Origin of the sequence: Rhizobium sp. AC27/96, assembly GCF_001692325.1 — a bacterium.
Classification (GTDB): domain Bacteria; phylum Pseudomonadota; class Alphaproteobacteria; order Rhizobiales; family Rhizobiaceae; genus Rhizobium.
In genome coordinates this window covers 340,877-363,325 of record NZ_LXKN01000018.1, presented here as the reverse complement: position 1 = coordinate 363,325, position 22,449 = coordinate 340,877, and the positions used below count along the sequence as shown (strand labels likewise).

The 22,449-nt window shown below is 58.2% G+C and carries 17 protein-coding genes; 10 read left to right on the top strand and 7 right to left on the bottom strand.

Annotation, left to right across the window (positions count from 1 at the left end):
* Positions 1 to 3 precede the first annotated feature (3 nt).
* Positions 4 to 1,389: a sigma-54 dependent transcriptional regulator gene (locus A6U86_RS15335; protein ID WP_068392670.1), complete on the bottom strand. Its 1,386-nt coding sequence runs from the start codon at positions 1,387 to 1,389 to the stop codon at positions 4 to 6.
* Positions 1,386 to 3,263, bottom strand: coding sequence for a sensor histidine kinase (locus A6U86_RS15330; RefSeq protein WP_068393969.1), 1,878 nt, complete (start codon positions 3,261 to 3,263; stop codon positions 1,386 to 1,388). The genes A6U86_RS15335 and A6U86_RS15330 overlap by 4 nt, the downstream gene beginning before the upstream one ends.
* 218 nt (positions 3,264 to 3,481) lie before the next feature.
* On the opposite strand from A6U86_RS15330, the gene A6U86_RS15325 reads away from it, so the two are divergent.
* From A6U86_RS15325 to A6U86_RS15285, 9 genes are all read left to right on the top strand, one after another.
* Positions 3,482 to 4,810 carry a dicarboxylate/amino acid:cation symporter gene (locus tag A6U86_RS15325; protein WP_068392667.1) on the top strand — a complete coding sequence of 443 codons (1,329 nt, stop codon included), beginning with the start codon at positions 3,482 to 3,484 and terminating at the stop codon, positions 4,808 to 4,810.
* A gap of 355 nt (positions 4,811 to 5,165) precedes the next feature.
* Positions 5,166 to 5,645, top strand: coding sequence for an NUDIX hydrolase (locus tag A6U86_RS15320; protein ID WP_234906397.1), 480 nt, complete (start codon positions 5,166 to 5,168; stop codon positions 5,643 to 5,645).
* Positions 5,646 to 5,944: 299 nt separating this feature from the next.
* Positions 5,945 to 6,190, top strand: coding sequence for a helix-turn-helix domain-containing protein (locus A6U86_RS15315; RefSeq protein WP_068392659.1), 246 nt, complete (start codon positions 5,945 to 5,947; stop codon positions 6,188 to 6,190).
* Positions 6,191 to 6,738: 548 nt separating this feature from the next.
* Positions 6,739 to 7,284: a DUF982 domain-containing protein gene (locus A6U86_RS15310; protein WP_068392653.1), complete on the top strand. Its 546-nt coding sequence runs from the start codon at positions 6,739 to 6,741 to the stop codon at positions 7,282 to 7,284.
* 872 nt (positions 7,285 to 8,156) lie between these two features.
* Entirely contained in the window at positions 8,157 to 8,852 is a 696-nt protein-coding gene (locus A6U86_RS15305) for an outer membrane protein (RefSeq protein WP_068393966.1), read from the top strand.
* A gap of 55 nt (positions 8,853 to 8,907) precedes the next feature.
* Positions 8,908 to 10,092: a Hint domain-containing protein gene (locus A6U86_RS15300; RefSeq protein ID WP_068392650.1), complete on the top strand. Its 1,185-nt coding sequence runs from the start codon at positions 8,908 to 8,910 to the stop codon at positions 10,090 to 10,092.
* A 158-nt stretch (positions 10,093 to 10,250) separates the two neighbouring features.
* Positions 10,251 to 12,569 (top strand): glycosyltransferase, encoded by a 2,319-nt coding sequence (locus A6U86_RS15295; RefSeq protein WP_068392648.1) that lies wholly within the window; start codon positions 10,251 to 10,253, stop codon positions 12,567 to 12,569.
* 13 nt (positions 12,570 to 12,582) lie between these two features.
* Complete coding sequence (locus A6U86_RS15290) at positions 12,583 to 13,524, top strand: hypothetical protein (protein ID WP_244509942.1); 942 nt, start codon at positions 12,583 to 12,585, stop codon at positions 13,522 to 13,524.
* On the top strand, positions 13,521 to 14,357 hold the full coding sequence (locus A6U86_RS15285; protein WP_068392643.1) for a tetratricopeptide repeat protein: 837 nt from the start codon (positions 13,521 to 13,523) through the stop codon (positions 14,355 to 14,357). Before A6U86_RS15290 ends, A6U86_RS15285 begins: the two co-directional genes overlap by 4 nt.
* Before the next feature lie 42 nt (positions 14,358 to 14,399).
* On the opposite strand, the gene A6U86_RS15280 is transcribed toward A6U86_RS15285, so the two are convergent.
* Positions 14,400 to 15,611 carry a capsule biosynthesis protein gene (locus tag A6U86_RS15280; protein ID WP_068393965.1) on the bottom strand — a complete coding sequence of 404 codons (1,212 nt, stop codon included), beginning with the start codon at positions 15,609 to 15,611 and terminating at the stop codon, positions 14,400 to 14,402.
* A gap of 164 nt (positions 15,612 to 15,775) precedes the next feature.
* Between A6U86_RS15280 and A6U86_RS15275 the strand changes: the two genes are divergently transcribed.
* Positions 15,776 to 16,585, top strand: coding sequence for an ABC transporter permease (locus A6U86_RS15275; RefSeq protein ID WP_068392640.1), 810 nt, complete (start codon positions 15,776 to 15,778; stop codon positions 16,583 to 16,585).
* Positions 16,586 to 16,616: 31 nt separating this feature from the next.
* Here the strand turns inward: A6U86_RS15275 and A6U86_RS15270 are convergent, their stop codons facing one another.
* From A6U86_RS15270 to A6U86_RS15255, 4 genes are all read right to left on the bottom strand, one after another.
* Positions 16,617 to 17,708 carry a DUF6270 domain-containing protein gene (locus A6U86_RS15270; protein ID WP_068392636.1) on the bottom strand — a complete coding sequence of 364 codons (1,092 nt, stop codon included), beginning with the start codon at positions 17,706 to 17,708 and terminating at the stop codon, positions 16,617 to 16,619.
* A 93-nt stretch (positions 17,709 to 17,801) separates the two neighbouring features.
* Entirely contained in the window at positions 17,802 to 18,854 is a 1,053-nt protein-coding gene (locus tag A6U86_RS15265; RefSeq protein WP_068392633.1) for an FkbM family methyltransferase, read from the bottom strand.
* Positions 18,855 to 18,931: 77 nt separating this feature from the next.
* Complete coding sequence (locus tag A6U86_RS15260) at positions 18,932 to 20,308, bottom strand: glycosyltransferase family 1 protein (RefSeq protein WP_068392630.1); 1,377 nt, start codon at positions 20,306 to 20,308, stop codon at positions 18,932 to 18,934.
* A complete protein-coding gene (locus A6U86_RS15255; RefSeq protein WP_068392618.1) occupies positions 20,308 to 22,431 on the bottom strand; it encodes a capsular polysaccharide biosynthesis protein in 2,124 nt (707 codons plus the stop codon). The genes A6U86_RS15260 and A6U86_RS15255 overlap by 1 nt, the downstream gene beginning before the upstream one ends.
* Positions 22,432 to 22,449: the final 18 nt, after the last annotated feature.

Sequence of the window (22,449 nt, the reverse complement as noted above, 5' to 3'; positions counted from 1 at the left end):
GCTTCAGGAATTTCGGCTGTCATCCCCGTCGAAGCCGGCAAATTCGCCTCTCACGATGCCGTGTCGCTGCAGTTTGTCGTAGAAGGTTTTCCTTGGGATTCCGAGTGCTTCGATGGTGCGGCGAACATCGCCGTTGTTCTGCGACAAGGTCTCGCGGATGAGCTCCGCCTCATAACGTTCGATCCGTGCTGGCAATGTGAGTGCGGCATCCGTGGCAGGTGCGTCCCCGAGCTTCGGCATCGTCGTGCTCTCAAGGCCGAGCACAAAGCGTTCGGCAAAATGGGCCAGTTCGCGAACGTTTCCAGGCCAGTCATGCTGCTGCAGATGGCGGCGCACCGTGGTGGAGACAGCAGGTGCTTCGCGTTTGAAGCGGCTCGCTGCGCGCTCGGCGAAATACCCGAATAGCAGGGGAATATCGTCGCGCCGCTCGCGCAGCGGCGGAATGGAAAGAGTGACGACATTGAGCCGATAATACAGATCCTCGCGGAAGTCGCCGCGCTGGGCGGGGTCGCCAAGATCGACCTTTGCCGCTGCCACGACGCGCAGATCGATCGGCCGGACCTCGTTGGTACCGAGCGGCGTCACCTCCCGCATCTCCAGAACGCGTAGCAACTGCACTTGAATTGCAGGCGGCATGCTCTCGATCTCGTCGAGAAACAGCGTGCCTGAGCTTGCATATTCGATGCGCCCGATGCGCTTCTTCTGCGCGCCGGTGAATGCGCCGGGCTCATGACCGAAGAGTTCGCTTTCGATCACGGTTTCGGGAAGGGCGCCGCAGTTGAGCGCCACGAAATTGCCTTTCGCACGGCGGCTCCAGCGATGCAGCAGGCTGGCAACAACTTCCTTGCCGCTGCCCGTTTCGCCGGTTATCAGCACATCGACATCCGTATCGGCGATCTGCCGCAACGTGTGGCGCAGGCGCTCCATCGCCAGGGTCTGGCCGATGAGCGGAAGATCGCCCTGTGCCTGCTCCGCAGCGAGGCGAAGCGAGCGGTTTTCGAGAACAAGCCGGCGCTTCTCGGCGGCTCGCCGCACGCTCTGGACCAGCCGGTCGGTGGCGAAGGGTTTGGCGATGAAATCATAGGCGCCGTCCTGGATCGCCTGTACCGCCATCGGAATATCGCCGTGGCCGGTCACCAGGATAACCGGCAGATCGGCGTCGCGCTCCTTGATGTGAGCGAAGAGCTGCTGTCCGTCCATCTGTGGCATGCGGATATCCGAAACGACGACCCCAGCGAAGCCGGGGGCTAGGGCGGCGAGCGCGGCGAGCGCGTCACTTGCGGTCGCGAAGGCCGAGACGGCAAAACCGGCGAGCTCAAGCGTCTGTTTCGTTGCCTTCAACAGATCCTTGTCATCATCGATGAGAAAGACCGGGGAGCTGTCGTTCATGTCGTGGCCCTGCGCAAATGGATGGTGAAACGGGTACCGTCAGCATCGCTCTCGACTTCGATACGGCCGCCATAATCGACGACGATATCCTTGGAAATGACGAGGCCGAGCCCGAGACCCTTTTCCTTGGAAGTATTGAATGGCGTGAAGAGCGAATCGAGAATAGCGATGGGAATACCCGGGCCATTATCCGAGACGATGATTTCGACATCATCGGTCGTCTCCTGTACCGAAACCTCGACTTTCGCGTTTTCTCGACCTTCAAGCGCTTCAAGAGCGTTCTGAAAGAGGTTGATCAACACCTGCTCGAGCCGGATCCTCGTGCCGACAACGTTGAGGCCCGGCGGCGGCAACTCGATCTCAAGCGCATCGAGGCGACCGGCGAAGCGGCTTCTCAACAGAATGACGGCGCCTTCGATCACGCTTCTCAGGTCCACCGGCTCCGCTGCCGTTCGGCCCTTGCGAGCAAAGGCCTTGAGCTCTTCGGTAATCGTGCTGATCCGTTCCGTCAGCGCTGCGATGGCAGACAGATTGTCCTTGACCGGTTCGCTCTGCTGCCTCTCGAGAAAGATATTGGCATTCTCGGCATAGGCGCGGATCGTTGCGAGCGGCTGGTTGATTTCATGAGCGACGCCAGCGGCGACCTGGCCGAGAATGGCAAGACGGTTGGCCTGCACGAGATCCTGCTGGACCCCTTGCAGCTTCGCTTCGGTCGTGCGGTGGTCGGCAATCTCCGCCTCAAGTCGATCGCGAGCGCGGCTGAGGTCTTCGGTTCGCTCCAGCACGCGCCGCTCCAGCTCCTCGCGGGCAATCCGGCTCACGGCAATCTGCATCGCGGAAACATGGCGCCGGCGCAGCAGGAAGGCGGCGAAGGCCAGGATCGGCAAAAGGACGGTCAGCGCGAAAAAGCGCGTCTCGCGCACGGAGGATACAATTGCCTGATCGGTGGGAACCAGGTAGCCGAGCTGCCAGGGTGTCGACGGGATCGTGGTCGTCAGCCGCAGATATTCCGCGGCGCTGCTGCCAGGCAGGATGGCGCGGACGATGGTTGCGTCCGGACCCACTGCTTCCGGCCGGTTGATCGGCAGCGGCGAAAGAGGGGCTGTGCCAAACTGCAGGCTCTTGCGGATGGTTGCCGCCGCCTCACGCGAAAGCGGCGACGTGGTCATAAAGCGCCAGGAGGGCAGGCTGGTGATCAGGACGACGCCATGCTCATCGGTGACATAGGCGGGGCGGCCGGTCTCGCTCCAGTCTGCCTCCAACTGGTCGAATTCCATCTTGACGACCACGACGCCAAGGGCGGAACCGGGTTCGCCAACGCGGCGGGAAATATAGAGACCGGGGCGGTTGCTGACGGTACCAAGCGCATAATGCTCGGCCGTTCCCGTCTCCATGGCTTTTCGGAAGTAGTCGCGGAACGAATAATCATTACCGACGAAGCTCAGAGGCTCTCGCCAGTTGCTGGAGGCCATAGCGATGCCGTCCTTGCCGACGACGTAGAGAACTGATGCGCTCGTGCCGGAAACCAGGCTTTCCAGTTTGCGATCGAGGGACACGACGGCATCCGGCTCCCGCCCGGCGAGCGCGTCGCGCACCTGCTGGTCGTCCGCCAGCAACAATGGCAGCGCCCGCGGGCGCTCGAGCACCGCCCGCAAAAGAGCGACCTTGAGGTTTGCATCCGTATGTCCCTGCCGCTGCAATGTCTCCATCGCGGTGATGCGGCCGTAGAAATTGGCGCCGTACAGGGTAGCGCCAATAACGGCGGCGCATAGGAGTGCGAATATCAGCCAGACCCTGCGGGATCGTCGGCTCAATTGTTCCGGCGTCAAAAATCGTTCTGTGGGTGGGCGCTGCAGCATTGCGATATTGTGCATGTTTTCGCGCACATCGCAATCGGAGCTGTGTGGAATTTCGCACACGCCAACGAGCTTGCTGCGTCGGGCGAGAATTAAATCATTATAAATCAGTTATTTATCACTGCGTCACTCATCTGGCACGCTCGTTGCAAAGAAAGGCGGAACAGTCGGAGGCTGTTGAATTCTAGTCGTCGCCCGGAGGGCCGAGAAATCGGTTGGGCTTAACGGAGGACATCATGATTGCTCCCATCGCAGCCGCCGAAACGCGCGCTAAACTTCCTTTTTACCGGCATCTCTATGTGCAGGTTCTCACAGCCATTGCCGCAGGCATCCTGCTCGGCCATTACTATCCGCAGCTCGGCACATCGCTGCAACCGCTCGGTGATGCCTTCATCAAGCTGGTGCGGATGGTCATTGCGCCCGTTATCTTCCTGACGGTCGCGACCGGCATCGCCGGCATGTCCGACCTGAAGAAGTTTGGCCGCGTCGTCGGCAAGGCGTTCATCTACTTCCTGACCTTCTCGACCCTGGCGCTGATCGTCGGCCTCATCGTCGCCAACGTCGTGCAGCCGGGTGCTGGCATGCACATCAATCCGGCAACGCTGGATACCAAGGCCGTCACCAATTATGCCGCTCAGGCGCATGATGCCTCCGTCATCGGCTTCCTGATGAACATCATCCCGGATACGATCGTCGGCGCCTTCGCCAAGGGCGACATTCTCCAGGTGCTGTTCTTCTCGGTGGTCTTCGGTATCGCGCTTGGCGCTGCCGGCGAACGCGGCCGCCCGGTAACGGACTTCCTGCAGGCACTGACCACGCCGATCTTCCGCATGGTCGCCCTGCTTATGAAGTTCGCTCCCATCGGTGCCTTCGGCGCCATGGCCTTCACCATCGGCAAATACGGCATCGGTACGATCGCCAACCTGGCCTTCCTGATCGGCACCTTCTATCTGACCTCCATCTTCTTCGTGCTCGTGGTGCTCGGCGCCGTTGCCCGTTACAATGGCTTCTCGATCCTGGCCTTGATCCGTTACATCAAGGAAGAGCTGTTGTTGGTTCTCGGCACATCGTCTTCTGAAGCAGCACTGCCCGGCCTGATGAACAAGATGGAACGCGCCGGCTGCAAGCGCTCTGTCGTCGGTCTCGTCATCCCAACGGGTTATTCCTTCAATCTCGACGGCACGAACATCTACATGACGCTGGCAGCGCTCTTCATTGCGCAGGCGACCGATACGCCGCTGGCGCTTGGCGACCAGATCCTGCTTCTGCTCGTGGCAATGTTGAGCTCTAAGGGTGCAGCCGGCATTACCGGCGCAGGCTTCATCACGCTTGCTGCCACGCTTGCAGTCGTGCCTTCGGTTCCGATCGCCGGCATGGCGCTGATCCTCGGTATCGACCGCTTCATGTCGGAGTGCCGCGCGCTCACCAATTTCGTCGGCAATGCAGTCGCCACGATCGTGGTTGCTCGCTGGGAGAACGAACTCGATCAGACGAAGTTCGCCGCAGCCATGGCAGGCCAGTTGAGCGAAGAGATCGAAGTCCCCGCGCTGCAGGCCGCTGAATAGGCTTTGCGCTGATACTTCTGCTATGTGAAACGGCCCCTCCAAGGGGCCGTTTTTAATTTGCCTGGCGGCAGGCGCTATCGCATCCACAGGCGCCAACGGCAAATGCTGCGGCTCTCATCAACAGCCGTCTTCATAAAACTGTCATCGGAACGGCTCAGAGCATGAAGTAGAAAACTCCGAACTTCGGCAGGGTCCCAAGCAAGACAAACGGTGAGTGCATCGCAGAAGACTTCTGTGAATGCGTGCCCGACAGCTTGGGACAGTCTCGCTTCGGATGACATCATCGCGGGTAGCCGAGGGCATGGCATCTTCAATCTCAGCGCAGGAAAAAACCTCAAGGCATTCGGAGAGTTTCTTGTCTGAACTCGCCTCCCATACCGATGCGTTGTTTCAGGGTCGCGCCTATGAGCAATATGCTGCCATCTGCTACCGGAAGCTGGCCGAGCGGGGCGGCGCGGAAGTCCTGATCGTCACGAGTCGTGAAAGCGGTCGCTGGGTTGTTCCCAAGGGCTGGCCAATCAAGGGCAAGAAGCCGCATGAGGTCGCAGCCATCGAGGCGTTCGAAGAAGCCGGCGTGCGCGGAAAGGTGAAGAAGAAGCCCTTCGGCTATTTCACCTATATAAAGCAACTCGCCGACGGCAATGGTGTTCCCTGCGTGGTCGAGCTGCACCTGCTCGAGGTAGAGCGCACTTTCCAGGATTTTCCCGAACGTGGCCAACGCCGCAGCGAATGGGTCTCTTTCATAGAGGCTGCAAGCCGCGTGCGCGAACCAGAGTTGAAGGGGCTTCTGCTCGCGGCCGAGCGCAAGCTGGGAAAGATCAGAGCCAAGAAGTAGGCCGCCGGCTGCTTCCATCATGCCTCGGCCTATGTCTTGTCCTTCGACAGCACTCATGAAAGCGGTGAAAGCGACGGCCTGTGGCTGTAGCGCCAGCGATCATCCGCCCGCCTGATTGCGCCAAACGAGCTGCGAGCCAGGAGATTGGCTGCTATGCGCTTCCACGCTTGCCTATGCCGCATTGATGCCTATATTGACCCAGCATTCGGCCATATGTTTTTGGGTCGAGATGCTCCATGGCTGCAATAGCTGCCTTCACCCGGCAACCTTTGTCGGCGGACTTTGGAAGGAGAAATTTCATGTCCATTACTCAGAACAATATCGATAGTTCAAAGGCTTCCACCGTTCCCCATGGTGAAATCGCAGCTGCCGTGCGGCAGGCCCGCGAAGCCATTGGTTACACGATTGCCGATCTCTCTGAGACCTGTGGTCTCACCAGTGAGGAAATTGTTGAAATAGAGGCCGGAGCCGAGGCTGATCCGGCGAAACTTCGACGGATCGCTGCCGCGCTGCAGGTTCCGCCTTCGACTTTCTTCGTCGTTTAAGCAATAGGCGCACCCCGAGCAGGGTGCGCCATCATTCACTGCCGTTGAGCTCCATAACAAATCTACATGAAGACATCGCGCCATGAAGTCCGGCGCCGGTGATTGTCTCGTTCATCGTATAGCCATCGTAGCAGCACTCTTGTGCGACTCTCTATTATATGGCTATTCGTGAGCGCCTCGAGATCAGTGTCACATGGCACTTGCGACGCACCAGGTTCTTGTGTCGGCTCGAATTTCAGGAGTCCGGCTGCTTCCGCGAAAAGCGGTCAAAGCGGCTATTCCATTAGCGGAATGCAGCTTCAAATGTGAAACGAGCCGCTGGACTTTTAATAGAAAAATTCCTATATTTATACATGAAAAATAAGCCAAACGAGACGGCATCGACCGGTAATTATGTCTTCTGTTGGGACGATACTGGTCAAAGTCAACAAAAAGTTCTAATCTAGACGTCAAAGTTGCTTTGAATAATAGTACTTTCTGTTGACGCACTGTATCGCGATTGCCTGAGCCTGCCAGGGCTCGGTGAATACGTGTGGGGAAATGTTGCCATGCGGCAGAACAGCAATAACCTTGAAGCCGGTTTCGCTATCGGTGAAAAACTGGCCGATCCAGAAACCCCTGTCACCTCCAACGCCTCAATCCCTTCAGATAACAGCTCGTTGACCTCTCCTGAGATGGCAAGCGCGAGCGGTGTCATGGCCGCGAATGATGCTGGCGTCGGCGAGCAAGGCCAAATCGCGCATGATATGTCGATTTTGGCCGAGATGGTGACGAGGCGAAGGGCGGCCAGGAGAAATGGGCTCACGACGGAGGATCGGCGAGACTTCGGTTCCGCGAATGCGAGCAGCGCCAAATCTCCAACATTCCCGCCGGTTAGAATAGCGGTGCGTGGCAAAGACGCGGTTGAAGTTATCGACTCGATCGAGAAGGCCGTTGAGTACCTGACTACGCTATGGCCTGTACGCCATGGAGACGCATTTGAGGGCGCCCTTCAAAGCTGCATCGATGGCATCAAGGGCAGGGTGTCGACGCAGCAAGTTCGGGCGGCTTTCGTCAATGCAGCGGCTGCGGCCGGAATTCTGATACTTCCCTGAGGCGAATGCCATCCGCCAGACTGCGGCTATACTTTTCGATTTATGGCGTCAGTAGCGCGCAAAGGGCGCAATGAGCGGCTGCTGGCCGCCTCCGCTAGGAGGCCCGGCCGTTGCTCTTAACAAAGCGCCCGGACCTCCCGACCATCGCAATTTGGCGGTTGCGATAGTGACAAAGATGTGGCCTGCGGCGGTATGATCGTCCATGCGCGATACGACAGAAGAAGCCAGATTGCGCCTCACGGCGGAAAGCGCATGCCAGCGTAAGCAAAGGCTTAACTGTGGATTGCCATTCGTCCCAAAATATTACAACGCCAGCGCGATTACGGCCGCGAACGGGCGCTCTATCTCCATGCATTCGATTTAAGGGTAGGGTGCGCTATGTGGTGAGGAGGCTCGACGATCCTTCAAGGGTCCGCCCCGTCGAGCCTCCCACTGCAGAGGATGAATATCTGCAGTAGCGGCACAAACCTGCAGATTGCCGCCGGGCACGTCTATTTGAAAAACGACGTGGCGCACCAGATTGCGTCGCCTTCCCGATCGCACGCCAACGGCCGCTCTCAACGCGCGGCGAAACTCCCGAGACAACGACACCATACAGAATCAGCACATTTCAGGGGAACGGTACCGCCCACTGGCTCGATATTAATGCGTCGGTAAGTTGTAGTTTTCATATTTCGATGAGCGGCATGTATAATAGCAGTATTACAACAATACATATTGCGACAGCATTATACAAAAAAAGCATATATTCCGATAATATTTATTAGAGACTGCGTATTTACAGATATAAACACGTCTATATTATGGCCTTTGCGTGGACTTTCGCAAGTTACATGTTGATTCATGTGAATTCCTTCGAGGAGAAATTTCGAATGGGTAAGATTTTGGGATCTACCGCCTTCCTTCTGGCAACGGTTGCGGCAAGTGTAGGTTATGCGGCCGACCTCTCAGTCTCAACTCCGCCGCAGGCTCCGATTGAGGCGGCGCCGACGTTCTCATGGACAGGCTTTTACGTCGGTGTGAACGCTGGCGGTGGCTTCGGTGGCAACGATGAGGTTGGCTTCCATTCCTTCGGCAACTACCTGGGCAGGTACGGAAAGCTTGATGGGTCCGGCTTCCTTGGGGGTGGTCAGATCGGCTACAATTATCAGTTCGACCCCAATTGGGTGGTCGGCCTCGAAGCCGATTTCCAGGGCGCCGACATTAGCGACTCGTTCAGGAGCAGCACAGCAAGCGCTTCGTCGAAGATCAATTGGTACGGCACGGTTCGTCCCCGCATCGGTTACGCCTTTGACAATACTTTGTTCTATGGCACCGGCGGTCTTGCCTATGGCCATGTCAAATACGACGGCTCGGTCGCCGGTGTTGGCAGCTTCAGCGACGACAAGACCAAGGCAGGCTGGACGGTAGGCGCAGGTATCGAACACGCCTTCACGGATCACGTGACAGCAAAGCTCGAATACCAGTACGTCGATTTCGGTAGCAGCAACGTCGGTGGGGACGCGCTCAATTCCAAAGCCAGCCTCGACTTCCATGCCATTCGGGTGGGTCTGAACTACAAGTTCTGACGATTGGTTTGCCCAGAAGACAAGAGATTAGTCTAAACAGAGAGAGGATAATCGTATGGCTTTGATTGGCATCAATCTAATCAACAACGGCACGACAACCATCGACAGCAGCAATGCCGGTAATCCTGGGGACACGATCCAGCTCAATCTGGTTTCCAGCGGTACCGTGATCGTCGACGGCGTGAACATCGACATCAGCAACATCGCCGGCATCGGCGCTGTTTCGAACACCACGATCGAAGCGATCAACGGTGCGAACGTTACTATCGCTGCCGGTCTTGCGAACGTTGGTGCCGGGTCGACATACACGTATGGGATCGGTGCCGGATCGAGCATTACCGTCCAATCAAGCCTGCTGACAGTTGGATTGCTGAACGGCGTTACCGTTGACTTTGCCAGCGCAAATGGCACCGGCCTCTTCGCCTTTGACCCGGGCGGCATCAGCTTGAACCTCTCGTCGGCGCCGAATGTCGTCAACGTACAAGCGGGGGACAGGATCGAAGTCGTCGGTTCGAACGTGGTCTCGCAAACCGGCAATACCGTCAACTTCTTTGGCGGTCCGCTGAACCTTATCAACCTCGGCTCCTACACGATCCCGGCGGGTGTTACCTACACCTACGATGCCAACACCGATACGCTGACCTTCACGAGCTGCTTCCTGCGTGGCACGCTCATCCAGACACCGGAAGGAGATGTTCCGGTCGAGGACCTGCGTGTTGGCGACGTCGTCGTTACTCACAAGGGCGTTGCGGAAATCAAATGGGTGGGCCGTCGCCGGCTTGACCCCAAAGCGATCGATAAGCCGCGCGATACGCTTCCCGTACGCATCCAGGCGGGAGCCATCGCCGAAAACGTTCCCGCGCGGGATCTCTACGTTTCTCCTGACCATTGCATGTTCCTGGAGGAATCCCTGATCCCCGCCAAGTTCCTCATGAACGGCACGACCATCACCCAGGAGGCGACCCTGGTGCCGTTCGAGTACTTCCATATCGAACTGGACGAACACTCCATCGTTCTGGCGGAAGGCGCAAAGACAGAAACCTACCTTGATCTCGGTGGACGCCTGTCGTTCCTCGAACCCGGTGTTCTGCGCTTTGGCCCGATCCACGGGACACGCACCTGGAATGACTGGTGCTATCCGCCGGTCTATGCAGGCTCGGTGCTGGAAACAGCGCGCCTGGCTCTCGACGACCGTGCACGCGAACTTGGCTATGTCGTTCAGGAAGCCAAGGCTTCCTGACGAAACGCTCTGACAACAGGCGGACGGCTTCGGCCGTCCGCCCCATAAAAAGAATGGTACAGGCGGCGTTTCCTCATTTGAGTTTTCTTATGCTCTAGAAGCATCGGCAAATGCAGCGCAACGCCTGTCTGTTTGTCTCCAGGGCTTGGGAGAACTGAATGCGTTCAGACGATATCGTTTCGCCCTATTCGCTCAATGTCGGACAGACCGAGGAGCGATCTTTACTGAAAAGATTCGCCGGCAAAACGGTCTTCTTCGACGGCGTCTTCAAAGGCGATTACAGTCTGGCGATCGTCAATCGCCATCTCGCGCAGGCGCTGATCGACCTGGGCGTCAAACTCACCTGCTATACGGCGGAGAATGATTGGCAAGGTGACACCAACCTGTCGGCTGCCACCGACATCACACGCCGCATGCGTGAAGACTATCCATCCAAAGGCAGCTTCGATATCCATCTGCGCAACACATGGCCGCCGGCAACCCATAATATGGTCGGGCGCACCAATGCCTATGTCGCGTTCGCCTGGGAAGAACTCGAATTCCCGCAATATCTGGTGGATCGGTTCAACAGCGACCTCGATCTCATCACGGTGATCTCGAATTTCGTTCACGACAGTTTCGAGCGATCCGGCATCACGATCCCCGTGGAAGTCACCGGAAACGGTTGCGATCACCTGTCCGCCACGCCTGGAGACCTGCCCGCAGTGCAGTCGGACAGCGGGCGTCGACGTATCCTGCATGTATCTTCCTGTTTCGCGCGCAAGGGCATCGATGTTCTGATCGAAGCGTTCCTGCGCAGTTTCAGAGCCGATGAGCCGGTCGAACTGGTGATCAAGACCTTTCCCAATCCGAACAACATATTGGCATCGGTGCTTGAGGAAAAACGGGACAGGCTTGCCGATGCGCCACCCATCATCGTAATCGAAGAGCATTATGATACCGCCCAGCTTCGTGCGCTCTATAAGTCCGCAACGATGTTGGTGGCACCCAGCCGTGGCGAAGGTTTCGGCCTGCCTCTGGCGGAAGCCATGTTACTTGATGTCCCTGTGGTGACGACAAATTATAGCGGTCAGGTCGATTTTTGCCGTCCGGATACCGCATGGCTGGTTGATTACCACATGTCTGCCTCGCAGGCTCATGTCGCGGGCTCCCACAGTCTCTGGGCCGAGCCGTCGGTGGAGCATCTCGGTTCGCAGATGCGCGCCGTCCTCGAACATCCGGAGGAAGCCCGCATTAGGGGCGAGAGGGCGAAGAGGCTGCTCACGGCCCATTTCAGCTGGCGCTCCGTTGCGCTGCGGACACTTGCCGCTCTCACCAAGCCGGCTCCGATCGCAGCTGAGCCGCGGCGCGACTGGTCGCTTGATCTCATTTCGTCCTGGCAGCAGCAGTGCGGCATTGCCACCTATTCGCAGCACCTCTACAGCACGCCCGCCTTCGAGGACAGGATTGATCATATCTTCGCCCGGCGGATCATGAATGACGCCCTGCCGGAAGCGTCTTCCGACCCTGTCGAGGCGACGCCGCGCAGCATGTCGAGATTGTGGGGTTATGATCTTGCATCTCTGAAGCGCCTTGCCGGGCGTCTGGAGCAGGGGCGGGCGGATGTCCTGTGGATGCAGCATCATCCGGGGTTCTTTTCTGCCCCTGATATGGAGCTGCTGGTACAGCCGTTGGCGGCGACCAGCCATCGATTGCGGGCGCTGACCATGCATAGCGTCAAGGAGGCGCTGCGAGGTGGCGCTTTGGGCTGGACCCGTGCATTCGACGTGGTCTTCGTGCATTCGGCGGAAGATGCGGCGGCACTCTCGGCTGCCGGTCATCCAAATCCGGTCGTCATTCCGCATGGTGTGCTTCGCGAGCCGGAGGAGGCGTCGAAGCCGGACCCATCGAGCTTTACCATCGGCTCTTTTGGCTTCCTGATGCCGCACAAGAACATCGATCGGCTGGTGTTGGCCTTTGCCGAGGCGCTGAACTACGAGCCAAGACTGCGGCTGAAACTGTTCAACTGCATTGTGCCAAACGACGAATCGCGCGCGACACGGGCGATGGTCGAAAACCTGATCGACTATCTGGGAATATCGGACAAGGTGACGGCGCGTTTCGACTTCGTTCCCGAAGGGGAGCTGCGGCGTGAACTGATGACCTGCGATCTGCTTTCGTTCCTCTACGGCCATTCGACCGAGACGGCGACAGGGGCGGCCCGCATCGCGATGAGCGTCAACCGTCCCCTGCTATGCTCCCGCTCGCCCGTTCTGCGGGATTTGTGGCCGTTCAGCCATGTGGTGAAAAGCTCGGAGATTGATTGCATCGCCGAGGCGCTGCTGAGCCTCGCCCAAAATCCATCCCTGCTGACGATGCTGGATCAGGATCGCAGCCAGGCAGCGCATTGGTACTCGTATCCACGAACCGCGGCACGTTACGTCACGGCAATCGAAAAAATGTTAGGGGGCAATATTGACCGTCGCCGAGTTGCATAGGCAGCCTTTGAGCGTGCCTCCGAAAGACGTATTTTCCCTGCCGGCCGAATCCTTCATCGATGCTTGGGCGAAAGCGCTAGATTTGACGGAGAGCGATCTCACTTCGGACGATCGCCTTTCGCTGGCAAATGCCATTCGAGGCGGCACAAACCGGTTGCGGATAGTCGACGCCCTGAAGGCGCGTCGTCCCGTGCCGTCTCCGCTCAGCAGTTTTTCCGGCGTGCAGGCGCTTCGCCGGGAGCCTGATCAATTCGCCATGGTGGAGAATTTCGTTCGTTTCGCGCGTGAGGATGATAGTGCTTTCCTGCGCTTCGCCTTTTCCCGAATCTGCGGACGCGATCCGACGGCGGCCGAGCGGCTGGAGCTAGAATTCGATCTGAGGCGGCGTGTCCTTACCCGCACCGCAGTCGTGAAGAGGATCGTCGCCATTGCGCGCCGGGACGGCCAAACCGCCTATTGGGATACGTTGCTGCCCGACAGTGAAAACGAGGCGCGGGAAACGGCCGATTTCTCCAACGCGAGCATCACCCCCTCCGGACTGCTGGTCAACGCAGACGGGCAGGCGATGGTCGTCTTCGTCCGCGAGGTCGAGAATATCGGCTGGATGATCGGTCCCGATCTCATGCGGCAACCTTTGCAAATCAATGACGGCAATTGGCGCGTCCAGCCAGGCTGGCTGCTGACGGGCCCGAAACGCAGTTTCGCAGATGGAGACTGGCTCCTCGATCTGGATCTCATCCAGCCGCAGGCAGCCAAGCTGGATATCGAGATCGTTGCCAATTCGGGCCTTGATGTTCTTCAGGCCATGACTTTGGTTGGTTCCTTTTCGGGGACTGTGTGCGTTGCCATCAAGCGCGAGCATCGCTTCCTCGAATTGCGAATTCGCATCCACGAACGCAGCCTGGAAGATTCCTGGTTACGTCCCCGCAATATCTCCATGCGGCAAATATCATGATACGAGAGCTACGATTTGCATCGACGCTTCTGCGCGTCGGCCACGCAGCGACGGAAAACAAGGCGCCGGTGAATCTGCTGGCCGAGGCCGATGCAGCGCGAGATCGACAGGATTGGGCGACGGCCGCCTATTATTATGCGCAGGCAGTCGAGCAGCAGCCCGGTCGGCTTGGGTTGTTCGTGCAGCTTGGGCATGCCTACAAGGAAAGCGGCGATTACGAAGCGGCTCTCGAAGCCTACAGGCATTTCCTCGAAGAAGAGCCCGATGATGCCGAGATTCATCTGCAGCTCGGCCACCTCTATAATCGCATGAGCGATCTTGAAGCAGCCCTTCAATGGTATGATCGCGCCCACGCACTTGCGCCAAACGATGCCGACATAACCCAGCATGCAGAGGCTGCCCGCCGGCGATTTTCGCGCACCGATGTCGAACTCAAGCGGCGCAAGGCCATGGAACTCGTCGAGGCGAGGCGCTGGCATCAAGCTCGCACCGAACTGCGGGAATTGGTGGTCGAGAACGGTGAAGACGACCTGATCGCCGTTTATGCGAACGTGACAAAAGAAACTGGCGATTTCGACGAGGCGCTACAGCTTTACAACGTCTATCGCGAGTATGCCAAGGGCCGGGATCCGGCCTCGGTGATCGATGTCGAGATACAGACCGCGCATCTTTACAAGGCGATGCGGGATATCGAATCCGCCTTGCGCCACTATATCCAGGCGCGAGAGGCCGAATTCAACCTCTATGGCCATGTCCCCCCGGATTCGATTTCCGGACAGGAAATCCGCACTTGCATGGCACAGATATATACCTGCTTCTGGCAACCCAATTAAGGACGGATTTGCGGCACGGCATGAGCACCGCTCACGCCGTGCTCAGCCACTTTCGTGATCCCGGATAGCCGTGACCATCAGCCAGCCCAGAAGGTAAGCAAGGCTCAGCGACAGGAAGACCACGAGGATGTTCTTCAGCGCATAGGGCATCTCCGCCTCATCGGGCAGATGCGGTGGCACCAGGATTTCCAGATAGAGCTGTTGGCGACGTGCATCCGCCCTCGCAGCCTCCAGCGAATCCAAAGCCGACATGAGCGCCTTGTTGGAAAATTCCCGCATGAGCACGAGGCTCTCGTAATCGGCGATTCTCGGTGCGACCGAGCTGTCTGAACCCACCATCTTCGAGCGCTCGTTCTCGATCTGCTGTTCCAGCGCGGCTATCTGGCTCGTCAGGAAGGGGATGGAGTTGCTGTCGGGCGCGGTCTTGCGTGTTTCGGCAAGGCGAGCGCTGGTATTGGCCAGTTCTCCAGTCAGATTGGTAATGAGATCGACCATCGATAGGGAGCTGGCATTCGGGTCGATCATCAACTCCTTGTTTCTGAAATTCGTTATGTTTTTCTGGGCGTCGATGACGCGCTGTTGCGCCTCCTGCACTTCGTGGTCGGCGAAGCGAACCGCATCACCACGCGCACGGTCGTTCAAGCGGTCGAGCAGATCACCGCCGAGCGTCAACAGCGTATTGTTCAGATCGGCAGCGTCCTGTGCGTGAAAGGCGGTGGTGCGCAACACCGTGATGCCGGTGGTGTCATTGTGGATGACGGATACCCGCTCCGTATAATAGCTGTAGAGTTCTTCCTCGCTGTTGCTTTCCCAGAATCGCGGAAACCGCGTCAACCAGTCGGCCTGCGGGCTGCCGAAAATGGCCCGTACGGGAAGTCGATCGCCAAGCTCCTTCAGAGCCTGCCGCGAGCGGATATACTCCTGCACCGAGAAGGTGTCGTCCTGCGAGCGCGTGATGCCGCTGTTCTGCAGCAGGGAGCCGAATACATTGGATGAAGGCGGCGCCGCCATGCGCACGACGAAGGAGGCTTCCGATACGTAGATCGGAGCCGCGACGAACGCGAAATAGCCGCTGACAATCAAAGTGGGCGCGATGACCACAAGTCCGTAGATGGCAAGCCGATTGGTGCCTTTGCGGCGCTTCCTTGCCTTCGGGAGCGTGGTGAAGGACCGCGCGATCGCTTTGCGGAACGGCTGGCGGCCTGGCTTTGCATCGAGCTCCTTGCCCTTGGCCTCAGAGTTTATAAGAGCCATGTCGGTACCCTTCCTGTTGATTGCCTGCGATTGCACGCCGGCATGCATGTATCCGGTGCGGTAACTGTCCAAAGCTGACGCAATGAAGATTGAGTGGGCAGTCTTCGACGGTATCGTTGAGCGGCGGTTCGGTACGGGCCGCCTGCCGAACAGGAGCCTGCCGAATGAATCATGTGCCGAACAACTCCCATGCCCGTCCGCATTTCGTGACTGGATTGAAGATCCAGGCGCGTGTCCTGGGCGCGCTGATCATGCGTGAGATGCTGATCCGCTACGGGCGGGAAAACATCGGCTTTCTCTGGCTGGCCCTGGAGCCGATGATTCTGACCGGCGGTGTCATGTTTACCTGGACCCTGCTCGATCATGGCGCACACGGGCTGACGATCGCCGGCTTTGTTCTGAGCGGCTACATGCCCCTGACGCTCTGGCGCCACATAAGCGGACATGCCGTCTCGTGCCTGCGTCAGAACCTGCCCTTGATGTATCATCGGCAGATACGCCTCGCGGACGCATTGATTGCGCGAGCGCTTCTGGAGATCGCCGGCACGACGGCTGCTCTGATCGTGGTCTATACGATCGTACGTTTGGGGGGCTTCATACCACCATATCACGATCTCGGTTTGCTTCTGGCAGGCTGGCTGTACATGGCCTGGTTTTCCTTCGGGGTGGGGCTGATCTTCGCAGCCGCCTCGGAACGTTTTGAATTCGTGGATAAATTCATTTCGCCGTTCCAGTATCTCACGTTGCCGATTGGCGGCATGTTCTTCATGGTGGCCTGGCTGCCGAGCAGCCTGCAGAGGCTCGCGCTCTACGTCCCCACCGTCCACTGCTTCGAGCTCTTCCGCGCAGGCATGTTCGGCGATACGGTTGAAACCTTTTACGATTTCGGCTTCATCACCAAGGTCTGCCTCTTCACCACGGTCATCGGGCTCTTTCTGGTCAACCAGGCGCGCCACCACATCAAGTTCGAATAGGACGACGGCCACTGGATCCTGGGGAGCGCCGCTATTTGGCATAGAGCGGGACCTGGCTCTGAAACTCGAAGGACCGTAGCAGCGTTTCACGCAACTCCCTGCGGTTGGAAAGAGCATAGTGATTGAGGAAGGTCAGGGCCGACTCAGGTTCGCGCCCGAGGATCCAGCGAAAAGCCGCCACGACATCGTGTGAATCGATCGGATCGCCGAAATGGTTTTCGGCGGGGTTGCTGATCCTGGCAAAAAGATAGGGCAGGGCTCCATGCAGAATATCCAGGCTGAACCGCTGCAGGTTTCTGTTCGATAGCGCCGTCGTGGTGAAGGCATCCATCAGGCCGGAGTAATTCGTGAGTGTGGAAACCAGGTCGCTTGAGCGAGGCAACCCCTCGAAACCGCCGCGCGCCTGAAATTGCGTCGCGATCTCCCTCCAGACACTCTCCGAATAATGCATTGGCGCCGGCCCATAGGAGGCGGTGTCGTCGGAGTAGAGATGAAGCGACGGCGTCAGTACACGACTGTTGCTGATGCGTTCCAGACAATAGTCGATGAGCATGCGGGACATCGGATAGCGCATTTGCCAGCGGCAAAAATCCACCATGTATGTGTTGTTGTCGATAAGCACTCCGCGATAATCGGCGGTGGGTGGGGCATCGAGAAGGATCACTTCAGTTTCAGGCAGATCCTGGATGATGAAGTCGCAGAACTTCTGCATGGCGTCGACGACAAGCGTCCAAAACTCGCGGTTGCCGAAAGGAATGACCGTGAGAATGCTGAAGGCATTGCGCTGTAAATCGGGTGCGGCTTCCAGGAGTTCATAAGGAACCGTCAGTAGCGTGTTCTTGTAGCGCATCAACGAGGCGCGTGTGACACGGCTGAAATCGATGACGAGGGTCTTCGGAGCGGCCTTCTTCAATCGGTCGCAGAAGCCTTTCCGAGCCTCGAATTTCAGTCGCTTCTTGATCGGTTCCGGCCAGTCCTCGATGGTTTTGATAGTGACTTTCCGGTCATCCATGAAGCTGGCAACGTTTATGCCGTAGCAGAAGAACGAGATTTTACTGTCGGGGAATGCGTGTTTGACGAATTCCTCGCTCGGGCACGAGCCGTAGTACGCGATCTCACTCATATTATTGCCTCGCCCTGCTCAATAAGGTCTCCATGACGGACGCCAAGCGCGCCAGCTCTTCAAATCAAGGCCATATTGTTCAAAGACTATTGTCTAGAGAGCTGCCTCCTTCACTCGTTGTCGCTTGGCTTTTGCCGGTTTCAAGGTCAGCCCGAGGCGTTGCACGCGCTCGTCAACTTCGTCCATGCGATCCCCATGTACGGCCAGAATATTGGCCACCGCACCGACAGGGAAATTCTGGTCAAGTTCGTCGGCTGTTGCGATCTGCGTCAACTGCTTCTGTTCGCTTGTCCAGATATGATAGCCGCGTTCCGAAAGGTGGCGATAGATTCCGCCGGGAGAAGTCTTGGAAAGCACTCCAAGCATGTCCCGATTGATCTCCATCAGCAGCGAAGACTTGTGTGCCGTGATGGTTCGCTGAGCGCCCTTGAGGAACAGGCCCTCCGCACCCTCGATATCGACCTTCATGACATCGGGCCTGAGATTGCCGATGACGTGATCAAGCGTCTCGACCTTCGTCATCCGGCCGACCCTGTTGTCCGCGGCATTCGTCACAAGCCGCGTCGCGCCGGCGTTGACCGTGTTTTCGGCATCGTTGAGCTGCAGCTCTCCCGGAACATCCGCCAGCGCGAGCTGCCGGACACTGACACGATCCTCAAAACCGTTTTCCATGATGGAGCGGTTGAACAGATCCCAAAGCTTGGGCAGCGGCTCGAAGGCGAGGACCGTGCCTCTAAAGGACGGATGTGCCGCGGCGGAAAGGGAATAATAGCCGACATTGCCGCCGACATCGATCAACTGCCCCTTGTCGGGGAGGATCGCCTTGACGAGATCGATATCGAACTTCTCATATTCGCCGTTCATGATGCCGAATGAAATATGGTACTGGCGAAGATCTAGATACAATTTGAAATTGTACTTCGTTTCAAACAGCACGAAGATCGACTTCGGAACGAAATTGTTGAAAATCAGCTCACCGTGACGCTCGTGAAATTCATTCGAGCTCAGAAAACGCCTGCGATGTTCCTCGAGCGGAATGTCCGTGAGCTGCAGCAAATTTTGCCCGATCGCGTTGCGCTCATCCTCGTTTATCGGGCGGCCAAGGATAAACTTGTAACAATTCTCGATATCGTAAAAACTCGTCACTTTGTTGCCCCTTCGTCCTGCAGACGATCCAGATAAATTCTGATCCCTTGTTGCGTCTGTATTGTTGTTTTCCACTTTCATGTCGTCGATCGCTGCAGGGTCGCGCCGGATAGCAGTCCCCGCATGCGCTGTGGCGCTCGTTGTGCGGCATAGCGCCGTGCCGAAAAATCGGCTTCGATGAGAGCTTCCAGGTCGTCGAAATGCGTATCCCATCCCATGGCGAAGCTCGGCCTGGTTCGGTGTTGGCGGGCAGCGGCAATCATGTCCACCGCGGCTCTCCAGCTCAGCCCGTCGAGAGGATCGAGGAAAATCGCGGCCTGGCCGGCGGCAGCCTCGCGATGCGCGGATATGTTGGACGCGACAACCGGTGTGCCCAGAGCGAGCGCCTCGGTAATCGGCATGCCGTAACCTTCCGCAAAGGACGGTGAGAGCAAGGCCGCGGCTCCGGCCACCAATCGTGCCAAGGCGGCATCTTCCAAGCCTGGCACTTCGATGACGAGCCCCGGCAGGGCAGGGCAGCGCTCCAGCATCGCCAGGATATGGCTGTTTTCCCACCCTCTCTTGCCCACGATCACCAAAGGCGGCGCGTTCGGGCCGTCGCGTTCGGCCAGGTACTGCCACAGGCGAAGGAGCAACATGTGGTTCTTGCGCGGCTCGATCGTGCCGATCGCCACGAAATACGGCTTCTGGGGAAAAGCGAAATCATCCGTCGCCCCCTGGAAGCATTGTTCGACGCCCGGAGGCAGCACAGCGATGGAGGGCAGCCTCTTGTTGTTTTCTTGCGCGAAAGTGCGCAAGGCACGTGCCGTCACCTGCGAATTGCACAGAATGAGGCTGGCGTGCTGCAATACCGTTTCCATCCGTCGGCGATGCCGTTCCGGCTCTTCGGGCCGCACGAATTCGGGATGAGACAAGGGAATGAGATCGTGGACGTAGAACACGCTCTTCCTGCTGGTCTCCCCGAGCCAGGAAAAGGCGGATGTTCGCTCAAGACGGCTATGAGATACGTGCACGAAAGATGCGCTGCCGGGAAGCGTCACGCCTTGTGCGAAGTGGTTGGCGACGACATGCGCGATCTTGCGAAGTCTTTGCGACTGAACCTCACCCGTCTTTAGCTCCGCAGCCGTCTCCCACCGGATCTTGCCGTCAATGGCGGCGAAGATCCGTTCGAGAAGAGCCGCCTGAGGAGCCGAGACCTCGGTCGATGCCCAGCGGGTGTTGAGCATCGACACCAGCCTGTCGGCCCGCTCGCTCCCGACTGAAATTGCCCCGTGGTGGCCGGTTTCGACAAACCAGGGCGATTGCGGCTGCCTCGAATCATGCGTCGGCGCAGCGCGTTTGCGACGCTCGTTCAGCCAGTCCGCATAATGCAGCTCGTAGCGGTCGATGCCTGTCGGAGTCGAGCAATGCGCCCGTTCCATCAATCGCGATATATCCATTACAATCGGGTTCATCACGATTTTCTCTTGTCAAGCATGTGGATGATCTGCGTCATTAATCGGCGACGCGACGGATTGGGCGCGGTGCCCAGCCGGGCGTTGTAGAGCTCGGCAATAACGTCTTCAGGCTTGCATGGCAGATTTGTAATATTCGACCAGTAGCGCGGGTAGAGAATCAATGTGCCGGCAACCAGCGCATCGAGGCTCAACATGCGTTTGCGCCGAAGCGAGACCACACTGTCGCGCGTAAGACCCCAGCCAGCGTAAAATGGCAGGCCATAACACCAGACCGGCTTTTCCCGCAGGAGTGCCTCGAATCCAATCTGCGAGGTTGCGACATGTACTTCGTCGACAGCACTCAAGAGCTGATCCAGATCGACATTGCCGATGACCAGGTCCGTAACATCTATTGGCGACAACAAGTCCGACTGATTTGCCTCGGCCTTGGCCAGGAGATCCGGATGCTGCTTGTAGATGATGAACGCATTGGGCCTGAGGCGGCGAACGGCTCTCAGCAGTTCGATGTCGGAAGCATGGCTCGCCATGCCGAAGCGCAGGGAAGCATCATTGGGAACCTGCCCGGCTACGAGAACAATGGCGCGCTTCTCCGCCAAGGCCCGATAGTCGGGAGCCGGTTGCGGAGGAAGGTTGTATTTGGTGATGCCCATCGAAACGACGGCTTGACGAAGATTTCTAGCGCGCTCCAGGAGAGCGGCGTCGAAGTCCGTTTCGTTCAGGATCGTTTCGAGTTGGCTTGGCGCGGATGCGTTGAAATAGATGCCTTCCGCGTCGAAGCACAGAGACGAAGGGGGCACCAGCGAGGTGCCAAGACCCGCCGACCGAATGAAGCCGTCTTCGATGCGGACGATCGGCAATCTCTTGCCCTGTCTCGATAGCAGGCTTTCGTCTGGCGGCGGCGCATTCCCCCACAGGACGATAGTATCTGCATCTGCAATCTGGGCTGCGGTCGGATTGGTTGCGAACTGGACCTGCGATCGCGGTCCGGTCAGATAACGCCGCATGACCGAACGCTTGTGCAGAGAGAAATTTACGCAGAGATAGCGACCGGAAAGCGATTGCGCGCGGCTGCGCCATTCCAGCAGACGGTCGACTGCCTGTTCGGCGGTGATCGATCGACGTGATACCGGATCGACGTATCGCGAATATTGAAGGAATGCCGCATCCGCGAATTCATCGATGTTGACGCGCCGTTTGCGACGCGCGCGCGTAGCTGTCGCCACGACGCCTTCGGCACGATCCTCTGTAAGTCCCCATCCTGCATAGGCCGGCATGCCGAAGGTGGTGACCGGAATGTTCCGGAGGAGTGCTTCCAGCCCGAGCTGGCTCGATACGGTCCAGACCTCGTCCACCGCGTCCAGCACCGAATGGGCAGAAACGGCGCTATCGATGAGTTGTGCCCGACCGCCATGGGCGTGTGGAGCGAGGAACCCTCTGGCACGTCCCGCGACAACGTCTGGATGGCTCTTGATGATGATATCGGCATTCTTCTCGGCAAGCGCAGCATTCCACATTCTTTCGAATGTAGCGGCATCCGCGCCGGCGCCTTCAACGGAACGATCGCCCACGACCTGATCCACCAGCAGGATACGCTTATGGCTGCTTCGACGCAGCGACACTGCGCCTTCGGGCAGGTGATTGTACTTGGAAAGCCGCTCGCGAACGATCCATTGCCGCAGGTTCCGGGCGCGTTCACGGTCGCTATCGCAAAGGGAGCTTTCGATCAGCGCCTCGAGCCGAGACGGGCCATGAGCGGAAAAATGGATGCCGAGATCGTCGGTAACCATGGAAACCGACGGTGCTGAAGGATCGCCGCCGACCGATCGCAGGAAGCCATCCCCAAGTGCCCAGAATGGGAGCCGGTGAATGCGCGCATAGAAATGAGCAAGGCGAGCATGGGGTCTTCCTCCCCATCCGACGACACCGTCGGCGGCGCCCATCGCCAATTCGATCGGCCTTAGTGATGCGGAGATCGCAGGGCCGATCAGCGGAAAATGCTGACGGGTCGACAGAAATGCGAGCAGCCGTGAATTGGCCGGGGGCAGCCAGGACGCGCGTCCCTGTCGATCCGCGGATGAGAGCGGCATCTCCTGGGAAGAAATCGTCAAGTCTGAATGCATGTATATCCCCCCAAATGC

Bases quoted from the DNA above. Each gene is read 5' to 3' on its own strand.
- A6U86_RS15325 (WP_068392667.1), top strand. From the start codon at position 3,482: ATGATTGCTCCCATCGCAGCCGCCGAAACGCGCGCTAAACTTCCTTTT.
- A6U86_RS15305 (WP_068393966.1), top strand. From the start codon at position 8,157: ATGGGTAAGATTTTGGGATCTACCGCCTTCCTTCTGGCAACGGTTGCG.
- A6U86_RS15255 (WP_068392618.1), bottom strand. From the start codon at position 22,431: ATGCATTCAGACTTGACGATTTCTTCCCAGGAGATGCCGCTCTCATCC.
- A6U86_RS15295 (WP_068392648.1), top strand. From the start codon at position 10,251: ATGCGTTCAGACGATATCGTTTCGCCCTATTCGCTCAATGTCGGACAG.
- A6U86_RS15330 (WP_068393969.1), bottom strand. From the start codon at position 3,263: ATGCACAATATCGCAATGCTGCAGCGCCCACCCACAGAACGATTTTTG.
- A6U86_RS15315 (WP_068392659.1), top strand. From the start codon at position 5,945: ATGTCCATTACTCAGAACAATATCGATAGTTCAAAGGCTTCCACCGTT.
- A6U86_RS15300 (WP_068392650.1), top strand. From the start codon at position 8,908: ATGGCTTTGATTGGCATCAATCTAATCAACAACGGCACGACAACCATC.
- A6U86_RS15280 (WP_068393965.1), bottom strand. From the start codon at position 15,611: ATGGCTCTTATAAACTCTGAGGCCAAGGGCAAGGAGCTCGATGCAAAG.
- A6U86_RS15260 (WP_068392630.1), bottom strand. From the start codon at position 20,308: ATGAACCCGATTGTAATGGATATATCGCGATTGATGGAACGGGCGCAT.
- A6U86_RS15335 (WP_068392670.1), bottom strand. From the start codon at position 1,389: ATGAACGACAGCTCCCCGGTCTTTCTCATCGATGATGACAAGGATCTG.
- A6U86_RS15270 (WP_068392636.1), bottom strand. From the start codon at position 17,708: ATGAGTGAGATCGCGTACTACGGCTCGTGCCCGAGCGAGGAATTCGTC.
- A6U86_RS15275 (WP_068392640.1), top strand. From the start codon at position 15,776: ATGAATCATGTGCCGAACAACTCCCATGCCCGTCCGCATTTCGTGACT.
- A6U86_RS15310 (WP_068392653.1), top strand. From the start codon at position 6,739: ATGCGGCAGAACAGCAATAACCTTGAAGCCGGTTTCGCTATCGGTGAA.
- A6U86_RS15285 (WP_068392643.1), top strand. From the start codon at position 13,521: ATGATACGAGAGCTACGATTTGCATCGACGCTTCTGCGCGTCGGCCAC.